This window comes from Saccharopolyspora sp. CA-218241 (assembly GCF_050954615.1).
In the GTDB taxonomy this organism is placed as follows: Bacteria; Actinomycetota; Actinomycetes; order Mycobacteriales; family Pseudonocardiaceae; genus Saccharopolyspora; species Saccharopolyspora cebuensis.
This window is the reverse complement of the sequence record NZ_CP191860.1, coordinates 727596-740952: the sequence shown is the minus strand read 5'-3', so window position 1 is coordinate 740952 and position 13357 is coordinate 727596. Positions and strand designations below refer to the sequence as shown.

Here is a 13357-nt window from a genome sequence, read left to right as displayed (position 1 = left end):
CGGAGGAGGTGCCGCCGTGGCGTGGGGCAAGCGGGCGGACGTGATCGTGCACGAGCGGGAACCGTTCAACGCCGAGCCGCCCCGCGCGGCGCTGGCGGCGGCGCACCGCACCCCGCTGGACACCTGGTACGTCCGCAACCACGGCCCGGTGCCCGGGATCGACCCGGCGGGCTGGCGGCTCCGGGTGGGCGGGCGCGTCGCCCGACCGCTGGAGCTGTCCCTGGGGAGCTGCGCAGCCGGTTCACCGCCCACGAGCTCGTCGCGACCCTCCAGTGCGCGGGCAACCGCCGGGCCGGGCTGGCGCGGGTGCGCGACATCCCCGGCGAAGCCCCGTGGGGTCCGGGCGCCACCGCCACGGCGAGCTGGACCGGGGTGCGGCTGGCCGACGTCCTGGCCGCCGCCGGGGCCGACCCGGACGCCGGGCACGTCGCCTTCGAGGCCCCCGACGTGTCCCGCATCGCCTCGCCCCCGCAGCGGTTCGGCGGCTCGATCCCCGCGGCCAAGGCGCGCGGCGGCGAGGTCCTGCTCGCCTGGGCGATGAACGACGAGCCGCTGCCCGCCGTGCACGGCGCCCCGGTGCGCGCGGTGGTGCCCGGCTACATCGGCGCCCGCAGCGTCAAGTGGCTCGACCGGATCACCGTGCAGGACCACCCGTCGGACAACTTCTTCCAGGCCACGTCCTACCGGCTGCTGCCACCGGAGGCCGACCCCGCCGCGGCCGGGCCCGGGGACGGGATCTCGCTCGGGCCGCTCGCCCTGAACTCCGACATCCTGCTCCCCGAGGACGGCGCCCAGCTGCGCGCCGGACCGGCGACCGTGCGGGGGTACGCCCTGGCCGGTGACGACCGGGACGTCGCCCGCGTCGACGTGTCGGCGGACGGCGGGCGCACCTGGACCCAGGCCGAGCTCGACGGCCCGTCCGGCCCGTGGACGTGGCGGCTCTGGCGCACCTCGCTGGACCTGCCGCCGGGGCCGGTCACCCTCACCGCCCGCGCGTGGGACACCACCGCCGCCGCCCAGCCCGAGCACGCCGCCCACCTGTGGAATCCCAAGGGGTACGCCAACAACGCCTGGGCCCAGGTCCACGTCACGTCGAGCTTTTAGGGTGCTGTGGTCGTTTTGCGTGGCGGTGCGGCTGGCGGAACCTCAGCGGCCTGCTCGCTCCGGGCGCCCTTCCTCATGTACGAGCGCGTACACAGCGTCAGGGCGTCCTCGCGAGAAGACCGCTGAGAACCCGCGGCGGTGCCGGTTGATCAGGTGGGGCAAAGCGGAAGCGGCTTCGCCGCTTGCCTGACGGTGGCCGGGTTTGGCGCGTGCGTGGGTGCAAGCAGCTTCACCGCTTGCTTGACGGTAGTTGCGGTGGCGAGCTAGGGGTCGGCGTGGCCGCTCACACTCCACTTAGGACTGATCGGTAGCCCTCCCTGTAGGTGGGATATTGGAACTCGAAGCCGGTTTCGCGTAGGCGGTTGTTTCGGCAGCGCTTGCCCTGGCCGCGTGGATGCTCGTCGTCGGCGACGGGCGGGTGCTCGACGCCGAGCTCGTCGGCGAGGAAGCGGAGCACCTCGCCGCGTTCGCACGGCTCGTCGTCGACGCCCAGGTAGAGCGGGGCGGGAGGGGTGGCGCGGGTGCTGAGGTGCGCGAGGGCGGCGGCCGCGTCGTCGCGGTGGATGCGGTTGGTGAACACCGGGGTGCGCGGGAGGGTCGCGGTGCGCTCGGCGACCGAGGTGAGCAGCGGGCCGCGCCCCGCTCCGTAGAGCCCGCCCAACCGCACCGCGCTCGCGGTCGGCAGCCGCTCGTGCAGCAGCTCCTCGGCTTCGCACAGCACCGCCGCCGTGGCGGTCGGCGGGTCGGCCGGGGTGCGCTCGTCGATCCAGCTCCCGTCGGCGGTGCCGTGCACGGCGGTGGAGGACGCGAACAGGGTGCGCGGCGGCGCCGGGAGCCCGTCGACGGCGTCCAGCAGGTTCCGCAGGCCCGCGACGAAGGTGTCCCGGTAGCCCTGCTCGGTGCGCTCGCCCGGGGTCAGCGCCACCACGAGGACACCGGTGTCCGCGGGCAACCGGGGCACCTCGCGGCCGAGGTCGACCGCGCGCCCCTCGATCGGCGCGGGAATCCGGTCCGGCCGCCGCCGGAGCCCGAGGACCCGGTAGCCGCTCGCGGCGAGCCGCACACCCACCCGGCCGCCCAGGTCACCGCAGCCCGCGAGGACCGCGGTGCCGCTCGTCGTCGACTCGTGGTTCATCGGTCCAGGATGCCCGAGGCCCGGTCGCGCGCCGCCCGCACCTGCGCGGCCGGGGCGCCGACGCTGAGCGCGCTGGGCGAGATCGGCCACGGCGCGGCGATGTCCGGATCGGGGTTCGCGGGCGCGCTGCTCGGTGACCGCACCGACCGGGCTGCGCATCCCGCCACCCGTTCACCCGGTAGAACACGAGGTGAGGGACACCCTTGTCCAAGTTGGGCAAGGGTGCCACTCACTCAGCTCTCAACGGGTGAGCCTCACCCGGAAGGCTGATGAGTGAGGGGCACCCGTCAGGCACCACGGCGGTGCGTCAGGCCGGTCCGGAGCCGCAGGCCAGGTCGTGCTCCGGGCGCTGCCCGTCGACCAGGAAGCGGGTCACGACCTCGTCCACGCACGGGTTGTCGAAGTAGAGGTAGGCGGGGTGCCCGCCCTGGTCGGCGGCGACCATCCGGGCCCGGTCGCCGAGGGCCTGCCGCATCCGCCGCGCGCCGGCCAGCGGCGTCGCCGGGTCGCGGAGGTTCTGCAGGAGGAGCACGTTCGACGGTCCCCGGTCGGTGATCTCCACCGGGGGCTCGGTCGGCTCGGACGGCCAGAACGCGCAGGGCGTGATGTTGGCCGCCGCCGCGCCGAACATCGGGTGCTCGACCCGGTCGCTCGCCACGTTGCGCTGGTAGGTGCGGACCGACTCCGGCCAGTCGGAGTCGTTGCAGATCACGTGGAGCTGGCTGGCGAGGTAGTTCTCCGGGCTCGGCATGGTCTCCGGCGGCGGAGCACCGGTGTCGAGCGCCTGCCAGGTCGCGGCGAGGTTCGGGAACGCCGCGTCGTAGTAGAGGTTGCCGAAGGTGAGCTGCCGGAACTGCTCGCCGTCGATGCCTTCCGGGCTCGGCCGCGCGTCCAGCCGCGCGGCGAGCTCGAAGTACGTCGCCCGCACCTGCTCCGGTGTCTCGCCGAGGCCGTAGTCCGGGTGCGCGGCGGCGAACTCCGCGAAGTCCGGGAAGCGGTCCTCGAAGCCCCGGCCGAACGACCGCGACAGGGTGACGTCCCAGCCGCCGGGACCGGTGGCGCTGTCGAGCAGGAACCGATCGCTGCGGTGCGGGAACAGCGTCGTGTACACCGCACCGAGGTAGGTGCCGTAGGACGGCGCGAAGTAGGACACCTCCGATTCGCCCAGCGCCGCCCGCACCCGGTCCATGTCGCGCGCGGTGTTGGCGGTGGTGATGTGCGGCAGCAGCGCCGCGGTCCGCGACGAGCCGCACCGCTCGGCGACCTCGGCGACCTCCCCGGCCCGCTCGGCGACGTCGGCCGCGTCGAGCGCGTGCGGCGGGATGTTGCTCCGGTACTCCGGCGGCAGGTCGCAGGTCACCGGCGTGCTGCGGCCGACACCGCGCGGGTCCATCCCGATCACGTCGTAGCTGTCCAGCACGCTGCGCGGCAGCCCCATGTCCCGGAGTGCGGCCGGGAAACCCAGCCCCGGCCCGCCCGGACCGCCGGAGTTGGTCAGCAGCACGCCCCGGCGCTGCTCCGGGTTCGCGCTGGCCAGGCGGGAGATCGCGAGCTCGATCGTGCGCCCGCCGGGATCGCGGTAGTCCAGCGGGACGTCGAGCGTCGCGCACTCCAGACCGGTGCCGACGCCCTCCGGGCACGGGCCCCAGTCCAGGGTGTCCGGTGCCGCCGCACCCGCCACCGGGACCGACGAGGCCACCACCGCGGCGGCGAGAGCGGTCAGGAATGTGCGCATCCGGATTCCTCCTCGGGATCGGCGCGAGCAGCCGGTCGCGGTCATCGGCGCGGCTCCCAGCGGAACAGCCGGAACGCCAGCGCGACGGCGACCACGGCCCAGCTCGCGGTGGGCACCAGCAGGACGAGCGAGTCGGCGGCGCCGCCGTTCCAGGCGTCGACGACGAGTTCGGTGGCCGAACCGCCGGGCAGCAGCCGCTTGAGCAGGGTGAACTCCTCGGTGCCGGTGATCCCCACCCAACTGGCCACGGCGATGGTGCCGAGGCTTACCGGCAACGTGGTCACCTGGGCGTGCTCGGGCGAGTTCGTCAGCCCCGCGGTGGCCAAGCCCAGGCCGAGCAGCATGATCAGCGCCGCGAGGACCGCCACCGCCAGCAGCAGGACGTCGGCGGGCTCGCCGGCCACCGCGGCCAGCACGGCCAGGATCAGCACGAGCTGGACCAGCGTGATGGCGGTGATCGGCAGCAGCAGCCCGGACAGGATGCCCGCGTCACCCGCCGCGGTCGAGCGCAGCCGTTTGAGGAAGAGGTTCTGGCGGCGCGCGGCCAGCGTGGTCACCGCGGTGGTGTAGAGCCCGAAGGCCCCCACCGTGAACACCACCACCGCCGCGATGTACCCGAGGCTGCCCAGGGCCGTGAACACCTCGTGCTGCTGGACGAAGAAGGCGCTGACCGCCACGGGCATGACGAGGCTGGTGAGCAGCACCAGCCGGTTCCGGAAGAGTTGGACGAGTTCGCTGCGCGCGATCGAAAGCATGGCGGAGGTCCTTTCAGGAGGTGCCGACGGCGCGGAAGACGTCGTCGAGCCGGGTCGGTCCGGCTTCCAGGTCCCGCAGTTCCACGGCGTGCTCCCGCGACCAGTCCAGGAGGGTGTGCAGGTCCTGCGGCAGGCGGAAGGTCCTGACCAGCACCGCCCCGTCCCGCCCGCGGTCGGCGGGCAGCGGCAGCGGTGGGGCGGCGGGCGGGAGGGTGCAGCGGATGGTGGCGGGCAGGGTGCGCGTCAGTTCGCCGACGGTGCCTTCCCGGTGGAGGGCGCCCTCGTGCATGAGCCCGATGCGGTCGGCGCGCTGCTGGGCCTCCTCCAGGTAGTGCGTGGTGAGCACGACGGTCGAGCCGTCCTCGCGCAACCGGTCCACGGCGGCCCACAGGTCGTCCCGGGACTGGACGTCCAACCCGGTGGTGGGCTCGTCCAGGACGATCAGCTCCGGCGTCCCGTACACGGCGGTGGCGAAGTCCAGGCGTCGCTTCTCGCCGCCGGAGAGCTGCGAGACCTTCGTCCGGGCCTTGCGGGTGAGGCCGACGATGTCGAGCACCCGCCCGACCTCGTCCACGCGCCGGGTGAGCCCGCCGATCAGCCGGACGGTCTCGCCCACCGCCAGGTCCGGGGAGAACCCGCTCTCCTGCAGCATGACGCCCATCCGGGGCCGCACGGCGCGGCGGTCGCGCGGGTCGCCGCCGAAGACCCGGACCGAACCCGAGGTGGCGGCGCGGTGACCTTCGACGACCTCCAGGGTCGAGGTCTTGCCCGCCCCGTTCGTGCCGAGCAGGGCGTAGAGCTCCCCGCGGCGCACCTGCAAGGACAGGTCCCGCACGGCGTGGAAGTCCCCGTACGCGACGTTGAGGTCTTCGACGTCGACGACTGGTGCTGTGGTCATGCGTCCATCACAGCCGCCGCCGCGCCCGTCCGGCAGTGCGGCGACGTCACCACTTCCCCATGACGTCGCGCGGGGTGGACCCGTGACGTGGTGTCACTGGTGGCCCCGGGCGGCGGGCCGGATACTGGGCGCCGAACCCGCTGCTCGACCCCTCGGAGCGCCGCACATGGACACCGCGCACCGGCCCGCGACGCCCGGTCGGCGGTCCGAGTACACCGAGGCGACGCGGGGACGGCTGCGCCACCTCAACCTCACCATGCTGCTCCCGACGCTGGCCGTCACCGGGGTGGTGCTGCTGGCGGTCGACGCCCGGTCCTGGTGGGAGGCCGTGCTCCTGGCGCTGGGCGCGGCGATGCCGGTGGTGGCCTTCGTGCGGTGGGCGGCGGGCGAGCTGGCCCGCGTCGCGCTCCCCTGCCTGGTCGTCGCGGCGGCGGTGTGGGTCGTCGGGATGCTGGTGGGCAGCCACACGGCGTTCTACGGCATCTCGTTCGTGGGCCCGCTCGTCGTCCCCCGGCTGCCGCGCCACCGCGGCGCGGCGGCCCTGGGGCTGTGCGCCTTCGTCGCCGGGGTGGGCGCGGTCCGGCTCCTGATCGAGCAGGGTGACGTCCGCGGCGTGCTCATCGCCTACGTCCTCGTCCCCACGGCGGTCACCGTGGTGGTGACCGGGCTGATGTTCCCCAACCAGCGGTTCTACGACGTCGTCGCGGACCTGGAGGAGGCCCGGGAACGCGAGGCGGAACTGGCCGTCGCCCGCGAGCGGATCCGCTTCGCCAGCGAGCTGCACGACATCCAGGGCCACACGCTGCACGTGGTGAAGCTGAAGGTCGCGCTGGCCCAGAAGCTCGTGCGCGGCGACGTCGATCGGGCGGCGGAGGAACTGCGCGAGGTGCACGCCCTCGTCTCCGACACCATCGCGCAGACCAAGGAACTCGCCTACGCGCAGCGGCGGCTCAACCTCGCCGCCGAGCTGGAGAACGCGAAGAACCTCTTCGAGGCCGCGGGGATCCGGGTGCGCGTCGACCGCGAGGCCGAGGTCGATCCCCGCGCGGGCGAGCTGCTCGGCCAGGTCCTCCGGGAGACGACGACCAACATCCTGCGGCACGCCCGGGCCGAGGAGGTGCGGATCACCCTTTCCGCGGCCGGTATCGCCATCGTCAACGACGGCGTGCCGAGCGACCCGCTCCCCGAGCTCAGCGGGCTCGCCACCCTGCGACGGCGGGTGGCCGACGGCGGCGGGGAGCTGACCGTGGCGCAGGAGGGCGGACGTTTCCTGACGGCCGCGCGGTTCCCCGAGTTCGGCCCGGTTCGGGAGGACGACCGATGACCACCGTGGTGCTCGCCGACGACGAAGCCCTCCTCCGCAAGGCGCTGGCATCGCTGCTGCCCCTCGAAGGCGAGATCACCGTGCTCGCCGAAGCCGGGGACGGCGAAGCGGCCGTGCGGGCCACGCTGGAGCACGAGCCCGACGTGCTCGTCATCGACCTGGAGATGCCCGGCGTGGACGGGCTCGGCGCCGTCGCGGAGATCCGGCGCGCGCGGCCGGACCAGGTTGTCCTCATGCTGACCCGGCACGCCAGGCCCGGGGTGCTGCGCAAGGCGCTGAAGCTCGGCGTCCAGGGCTTCGTCAGCAAATCGGCGGAACCGGAGCACATCTCGTCGGTCATCGCGGCGCTGCACGGGGGCAGGCGCTGGGTCGATCCGGACGTCTCCGCGCTCGCCGTGGTCGACGACTGCCCGCTCACCGACCGCGAGCTCGACGTGCTGCGGGTGACCGGCGAGGGGTACTCGGTCGCCGACATCGCCGCCCAGCTCCACCTGGCGCAGGGCACCGTGCGCAACTACCTCTCCAACGCGATGCAGAAGACCCAGACCCGGACCCGGCACGCCGCCGCGCGGTACGCCCGCGAGCACGACTGGCTGTAGCGGGCTCCGTCACTCCACGGCCATCTTGATGCCGAGGCCCAGCAGGACGCCCGCCGTGATCCGGTCCATCCAGCGGCGCACCCGCTGCCGCGGGAAGAAGGTCCGGGCCCGACCGGCCGCCCACACCAGGCCGGGCAACCACACCAGGGTGAAGGTCAGGTGGATGGCCACCAGCACCGCGCCCCAGGCCGCCGACTGCGACTGCGCCGGGATGAACTGCGGCAGCAGGCTCATGTAGAACACGCCGACCTTGGGGTTGAGCAGGTTGGTGACCAGCCCCGACCGCAGCGCGGCGAGCCGTCCACCGGCGACCACGACGGCCGCCGGATCGCTGTCGACCCGGTTGCGCGGCAACGACTTCCAGAGCGCGGAGCCGCCCAGCCAGATCAGGTAGGCCGCGCCGAGCACCCGCACCACGTCATAAGGCGTGACCACGCCGAAGAACGCCACGACGACGAAGGACCACAGCGCTGCGCTGCTCACCGCGCACCACCTCGCGAAGGAAGCGGGAACCTCCGACACGGTACCGCCCCGACCGGCGTTCAGGCCGTGGCGCGAACGCCCGCGACGACCGCGTCGACCAGCGCGGCCACGTACTCCGCCGACTCCGCACCGGCCTGCTCGCGCAGGTGCGGCGGGGTCGCGCCAACGTGGTTGGTGACCCCGCCCGCGACGAGGTCGGCGACCAGGGCGACCGAGGTCCCCGGCGGCAGCTCACCCCGGTCGATGCCGCGGCGGACGATCGCGCGGGTGGCCCGGACGTGCTCCGGGTATGGGTCGCCGGCCAGCACGTCCTCGAGCTGCGGCACGCGGTGGGCGTCGACCGAGAGCCGGCCGACGAGCTTGCCGTCGTCGGTCCGCAGGTACGCCATCCAGCGGGTCGCGAACTCGATCAGGTCCGAGCGCAGCTCGCCGGTGTCGATCTCGGCGATGAACCGGGTGCGCGCCCGCACCGCTTCGACCAGGAGAGCGGCCTTGGACGGCCAGCGCAGGTACAGCGACCCCTTGCCGACCCCGGAGCGCCTGGCGACCTCGTCCAGGGTGAAGCCGTTCCAGCCGCGCTCGGCGTAGACGCTGCGGGCGGCCAGGTGGGCGCGGCGCTCCAGCTCGGGATCCCTCGGTCGTCCTACTCGTCGGGTCTCGGCCATGCCGCACATCTTTCCACCACCGCACTATTTACGACGATAACCGTCCGCAATAGGATGCGACCTGGGAGCACCAGGAGGCGACATGGACGTCCCCGACGTGGCGATCGCCGGACTCGGCATGACCGAGATGGGCAAGGTCTACGACCGCAGCGCGGCGCAGTTCGGCGTGGACGCGATCAGGCTGGCCGCCGCCGACGCCGGGATGCCGGTCGCCGAGATCGACGGGCTGCTGGTCAACCCGGGCATCAGCGGCGGCATCGACCTGGGGATCCAGCGCGCCCTGGGGTTGCGCGACCTCGGCTTCGCCGCCCAGGTCCAGGCCTACGGCTCCTCGGCGGGCGCGATGGTGGCGCAGGCGTCGCTGGCCATCGCCGCGGGCATGGCCACCGCGGTGGCGTGCGTGTTCGCCGACGCCCCGCTGAAACCGCAGGTCAGCACCGGCGCCGCCTACGCCGACCCGGCCAGTCGGGTGCGGCCCGGCTTCGCGGGCCTGGCCGCCGCGGGCGGCGCCCTCGGCCCCAACGCCGGGTACGCCCTGGCCGCGCGCCGCCACATGGACACCTACGGAACCACCAGCGAGCAGCTCGGGGCGATCGCCGTCAGCACCCGGGAGTGGGCGCGGCTGAACCCGCTGGCCCAGATGCGCGAGCCGATCACCGTGGCCGACCACCAGAACTCCCGGTGGATCGTGGAACCGCTGCACCTGCTGGACTGCTGCCTGGTCTCCAACGGCGCCGTCGCGGTCCTCGTCACCGCCGGACCCCGGGCCCGCGACCTGCGGCGGCCCGCGGTGCACGTGCACGGGTGGGGGCAGGGCCACCCCGGCCGCACCGACCGCGCGGGCAGCGATTTCGGCTTGGTCACCGGCGCCGCGCGCTCCGGCAGGGCGGCGATGCGGATGGCCGGGGTGCGGCCGGAGCAGATCGGCGTCCGGGAGATCTACGACTGCTACACCTACACCACCCTGGTGACCCTGGAGGACTACGGCTTCTGCGCCAAGGGCGAGGGCGGCGCGCTCGTGGCCGACGGCGCCCTCGGGCCCGGCGGTGCGCTGCCCACCAACACCGGCGGCGGCCAGCTCTCCGGCTACTACATGTGGGGCATGACCCCGCTGTCCGAAGCGATCGTCCAAGCCCGCGGCCAGGCCGGAGCGCGCCAGGTCGAACGCAACGACCTGGTCCTGGTCAGCGGCAACGGCGGCGTCCTCGACCACCACTCCACCCTCGTCCTCAGCCCCGCACCGCGGACCTGATCCGCACCGGAGGAGGCCCGATGCCGGTCCACCCGTTGCAGCGCGATCCCGAATCGGCCCCGTTCTTCGACGGCACCGCCGAGGGCAGGCTGCTGATCCGCCGCAGCCCGAGCACCGGCGAGCACCTCCCGCCCGCCGCGCAGACCGGCTCCGACGGCTCGACCGACCTGGAGTGGGCCGAGGCGAGCGGGCGCGGCCGAATCGCCACCTGGGCCGCCGTGCACCGCAAACCCGACGCCGAGGGCCGCACGCACCCGGTCGTCATCGCCATCGTCGAGCTGGACGAGGGCCCCTGGCTGCACGCCCGGATCGTCCGCGCCGCGCCGGAGGACGTCCGCAGCGGCCGGGAGGTCACCGTGGAGTTCGAGCGCCCCGAGGGCGGCGAAGCGATCCCGGTCTTCGCCCTCGCCTGAGGACTGCTTTCGCCAATGGGGTGCGTGGCGGCCGCGGCACGGCGCGGAGCTGACCGCCGAGCTCGACGCCGTGTTCGCCACCCGCGACGCGGCGGACTGGGTGGCGGACCTGCAACGCGCCGGGCTGATGTGCTGCGAGGTCGAGTTCTGGTCGGAGGTCGTCCCATCCGCGCTGTTCGCCGAGAACGAGCTCGCGGTCACGGTCACCGAGGGGGAAGGCGCGGAGACGGTCGTCCGGACGCCCGCCCGCTACGCCGGGTTCACCCCCGCCGCGGCCCGTCCCGCTCCCGGGCTCGGCGAGCCGACGCGCAGCTCGGGGTGCGGTCACCGATGCCACCGCGACCCCGGGGCCCGGGCCGTCCCCGCACCACCGATCGAGCGGACTGAGGACACCGCCGCCGGATCAGCCCGGGCAGTGCCCGGTCGTCCGCGCGGACCCGGCGCCCAGCAGCTCGACCCGCGTGGTGCCGCCGGGGTCGGTGGCCGCCGCGGTGCACACGATCTGCTCGACGGCCGTGCCGGGCAACCCGGCGGGCGGCACGGCGGCGGTCACCAGCATGCGACCGGACGAGCGCCGGGTCACCGAGAACGGGGCGGCCTCGGGCGGGACCTCGCTGCCGAGGCCGCGGGCCCGCTCCTGCTCCGTCGGGCCCGCCGCGAGCAGCGCCAGGACGTCGGCCCGCGCGAGCGGCGGACCCGGCCGCCGGACCGCGACGAGCCGGCCGTCCGAGACGAAGTGCAGCGTCGTCGCGGTGCTGGGCTCGACCGGCCCGCTCGGTGGGGACGCGCCCCGGATGACCCCGCTGGGCTGCACACCACACCCCGCGAGGCACCCCGCGAGCAGCACGAGCCCGAACGCCCAGACCAGCGCGGACCACCTCATCCGTCCTCCTCGCACCGGGCGCGCCGGGGCAGGCGCAACGTGAACACGGCCCCGTCCGGACCGCCGTCGGCGACCAGGGTGCCTGCCCGCTCGCCGTCCCGGTGCAGCCGGGCGTTCTCCCGCGCAATGGCCAGGCCGAGACCGCTGCCGCCGGACCGCGCCCTGGCCGCGTCGGCCTTGTAGAAGCGGTCGAACACGTGCGGCAGCACGGCCGGGTCGATGCCCGGCCCGTGGTCGCGGACCTCCAGCACGACCCAGTCGGGGTCGTCGTCCAGCAGCCGCACCAGCACCGGGGGCTCGCCGTGCCGCAGCGCGTTGCCCACCAGGTTCGCCACCACGACGTCGACGCGGCGCGGATCGAGCCGGGCCGTCGCCCCGGGCGGGAGCTCGGCGTCGACCTGCTCCGCCCAGCCCCGGGAGCGCAAGGTGGTGCGGACCAGCGCGGGCACGTCGACCTCGTCCAGCGCGAGCGCCGCCGCCCCGGAGTCGAACCGGCTGATCTCCAGCAGGTCCTCCACCAGCCGGGTCAGGTGGTGGGTCTCCCGGCTGACCAGCCGGGCGGCCTGGCCGGTCTGCGCGGGCAGGTGCGGCGCCTCCTCGTCGAGCACGTCGGCGACGGCGGTCAGCGCCGCCAGCGGCGTGCGCAGTTCGTGGGACACGTCGGCGGCGAACCGGCGGGCGTCGGCCTCCATCGCGCGGAGCTGGTCGACGTGCCGCTCCAGCTCGGCGGCGGTGGTGTTGAAGGTCCGCGCCACCTCGGCCAGCTCGTCGGAGCCGCGCACCTGGATCCGGGTCCGCAGGTGGCCCTCGCCGAGCCGCTGCGCCGCCCGGCCGAGCTCGCGGGCCGGCCGCAGCACGCCGCGCGCGGCCAGCCAGGCCAGCAGCAGCGCGAACACCAGGGCACCGCCGCCGACGCCCCAGGCGGTGACCGCGAGCCGGGTGATGCTCTCCTGCTCGGCCAGCAGGCTCCGCGACGCGTACACCTCGATGCCGGACGGCCGGGGCGCACCATCCGGTCCGACGACCAGCAGCGGCACCCCGATCAGCAGCACGGGACGGCCGCCGAGCACCTGGCGCTGCCACGCGGGGTCGCCGTCGCGCACCGCCGCGCGCAGCTCCGGCGGGACCACCTCGGGTGCCAGCCCACCGGACGAGCGCGCGTCGCCGCGCACCGCCACCGCCGTGCCGTCGCGGTCGATGGCGGCGGCGGCGATCTCGTCGAGCTCGGCGGGCCCCGGTGCGCGATCGCGCAGCGGGTACAGGGCGACCAGCTGGTCGGTCACCTCCCGCACCGCGGCGTCCTGCGCGCGTTGCAGGATCGCCGTGCGGGCCTGCGCGTACATCCCCCCGGCGACGGCCGTGGTGGTCACCAGGCACAGCACCGCGAACGCGAGCGACAGCCGGGCGCGCAGGCCCAACCGCTCGCCGAGCCGCGTCAGCACGGACCGAAGCGGTAGCCGAAACCGCGCACCGTCTGCACGTACACCGGGCTCGCCGGCTCGTCCTCGATCTTCGCCCGCAACCGCTGCACGCACGCGTCCACCAGGCGCGAATCGCCGAGGTAGGCGTAGTCCCACACCGATTCCAGGAGCTGCTGGCGGCTGTGCACCCGCCCCGGCGCACCGGAGAGCTCCAGCAGCAGGCGCAGTTCGGTCGGCGGCAGCCCGATCGGCACCCCGCGCTTGGTGACCACCAGCCCGGCCCGGTCGATGGCGAGGTCGCCGTGCCGCTCCTGCTCGGCCTGCTCCCGCCGGGTCCGCCGCAGCACCGCGCGGATGCGGGCCTCCAGCACCCGGGGCCGCACCGGCTTGACCACGTAGTCGTCGGCGCCCGCTTCGAGCCCCGCCACCACGTCGAAGTCGTCACCCCGGGCGGTCAGCATGATGATCGGCAGCTCGCCGCTCGCGCGGATCCTGCGGCACACCTCGAAACCGTCCAACCCGGGCAGCATGAGGTCGAGCACCACGGCATCGGGCGGATCGACGCGCAGCCGCTCCAGACCGCGCTCGCCGGACTCCACCGCGCACACCCCGTGACCCTGCCGGGTGAGGGCGAGTTCGAGCCCCTCCCGCACCGCCGGGTCGTCTTCGATCAGCAGGATCCGCGACATG

At 74.5% G+C, this 13357-nt stretch carries 15 protein-coding genes and 1 pseudogene; 6 read left to right on the top strand and 10 right to left on the bottom strand.

The window, feature by feature from the left end:
* Positions 1–21 precede the first annotated feature (21 nt).
* Positions 22–1104, top strand: coding sequence for a sulfite oxidase (locus ACQP0T_RS03765; protein WP_433871313.1), 1083 nt, complete (start codon positions 22–24; stop codon positions 1102–1104).
* A 283-nt stretch (positions 1105–1387) separates the two neighbouring features.
* Here ACQP0T_RS03765 and ACQP0T_RS03760 read toward each other — a convergent pair whose 3' ends face one another.
* The 5 genes from ACQP0T_RS03760 to ACQP0T_RS03740 form a co-directional block, all read right to left on the bottom strand.
* Positions 1388–2239: a hypothetical protein gene (locus ACQP0T_RS03760; protein WP_433871312.1), complete on the bottom strand. Its 852-nt coding sequence runs from the start codon at positions 2237–2239 to the stop codon at positions 1388–1390.
* Complete coding sequence (locus ACQP0T_RS03755; protein WP_433871311.1) at positions 2236–2406, bottom strand: hypothetical protein; 171 nt, start codon at positions 2404–2406, stop codon at positions 2236–2238. Before ACQP0T_RS03755 ends, ACQP0T_RS03760 begins: the two co-directional genes overlap by 4 nt.
* A gap of 140 nt (positions 2407–2546) precedes the next feature.
* Complete coding sequence (locus ACQP0T_RS03750) at positions 2547–3974, bottom strand: alpha/beta hydrolase (RefSeq protein ID WP_433871310.1); 1428 nt, start codon at positions 3972–3974, stop codon at positions 2547–2549.
* Between the two features lie 41 nt (positions 3975–4015).
* Entirely contained in the window at positions 4016–4729 is a 714-nt protein-coding gene (locus ACQP0T_RS03745) for an ABC transporter permease (protein ID WP_433871309.1), read from the bottom strand.
* A gap of 13 nt (positions 4730–4742) precedes the next feature.
* Entirely contained in the window at positions 4743–5627 is an 885-nt protein-coding gene (locus tag ACQP0T_RS03740; RefSeq protein WP_433871308.1) for an ABC transporter ATP-binding protein, read from the bottom strand.
* A gap of 166 nt (positions 5628–5793) precedes the next feature.
* Here ACQP0T_RS03740 and ACQP0T_RS03735 point away from each other — a divergent pair, with 166 nt between their 5' ends.
* On the top strand, positions 5794–6951 hold the full coding sequence (locus ACQP0T_RS03735; RefSeq protein WP_433871307.1) for a sensor histidine kinase: 1158 nt from the start codon (positions 5794–5796) through the stop codon (positions 6949–6951).
* The gene (locus ACQP0T_RS03730; RefSeq protein ID WP_345355794.1) at positions 6948–7550 is read left to right on the top strand and encodes a response regulator transcription factor; all 603 of its coding nucleotides are present in this window, start codon (positions 6948–6950) and stop codon (positions 7548–7550) included. The genes ACQP0T_RS03735 and ACQP0T_RS03730 overlap by 4 nt, the downstream gene beginning before the upstream one ends.
* Positions 7551–7559: 9 nt before the next feature.
* Here ACQP0T_RS03730 and ACQP0T_RS03725 read toward each other — a convergent pair whose 3' ends face one another.
* Together ACQP0T_RS03725 and ACQP0T_RS03720 are read right to left on the bottom strand one after the other, a co-directional pair.
* Positions 7560–8033 carry a LysE family translocator gene (locus ACQP0T_RS03725; RefSeq protein ID WP_433871306.1) on the bottom strand — a complete coding sequence of 158 codons (474 nt, stop codon included), beginning with the start codon at positions 8031–8033 and terminating at the stop codon, positions 7560–7562.
* A gap of 59 nt (positions 8034–8092) precedes the next feature.
* Positions 8093–8698 (bottom strand): TetR/AcrR family transcriptional regulator, encoded by a 606-nt coding sequence (locus ACQP0T_RS03720; protein ID WP_433871305.1) that lies wholly within the window; start codon positions 8696–8698, stop codon positions 8093–8095.
* Positions 8699–8780: 82 nt separating this feature from the next.
* Between ACQP0T_RS03720 and ACQP0T_RS03715 the strand changes: the two genes are divergently transcribed.
* The 3 genes and pseudogenes from ACQP0T_RS03715 to ACQP0T_RS03705 form a co-directional block, all read left to right on the top strand.
* Positions 8781–9950, top strand: coding sequence for a thiolase family protein (locus ACQP0T_RS03715; RefSeq protein ID WP_433871304.1), 1170 nt, complete (start codon positions 8781–8783; stop codon positions 9948–9950).
* A 20-nt stretch (positions 9951–9970) separates the two neighbouring features.
* Positions 9971–10363, top strand: a complete 393-nt coding sequence (locus ACQP0T_RS03710) for a Zn-ribbon domain-containing OB-fold protein (RefSeq protein ID WP_433871303.1) — start codon at positions 9971–9973, stop codon at positions 10361–10363.
* Positions 10364–10403: 40 nt separating this feature from the next.
* Positions 10404–10652 (top strand): annotated as a pseudogene (locus ACQP0T_RS03705) (CoA transferase); the annotation flags it as partial.
* A 114-nt stretch (positions 10653–10766) separates the two neighbouring features.
* Here ACQP0T_RS03705 and ACQP0T_RS03700 read toward each other — a convergent pair.
* From ACQP0T_RS03700 to ACQP0T_RS03690, 3 genes are read right to left on the bottom strand one after another with little or no spacing between them, the layout of a single operon-like run.
* Positions 10767–11246 carry a hypothetical protein gene (locus ACQP0T_RS03700; protein WP_433871302.1) on the bottom strand — a complete coding sequence of 160 codons (480 nt, stop codon included), beginning with the start codon at positions 11244–11246 and terminating at the stop codon, positions 10767–10769.
* On the bottom strand, positions 11243–12688 hold the full coding sequence (locus ACQP0T_RS03695; protein ID WP_433871301.1) for an ATP-binding protein: 1446 nt from the start codon (positions 12686–12688) through the stop codon (positions 11243–11245). The genes ACQP0T_RS03700 and ACQP0T_RS03695 overlap by 4 nt, the downstream gene beginning before the upstream one ends.
* Positions 12682–13356, bottom strand: a complete 675-nt coding sequence (locus ACQP0T_RS03690) for a response regulator (protein ID WP_433871300.1) — start codon at positions 13354–13356, stop codon at positions 12682–12684. Before ACQP0T_RS03690 ends, ACQP0T_RS03695 begins: the two co-directional genes overlap by 7 nt.
* Position 13357: the final 1 nt, after the last annotated feature.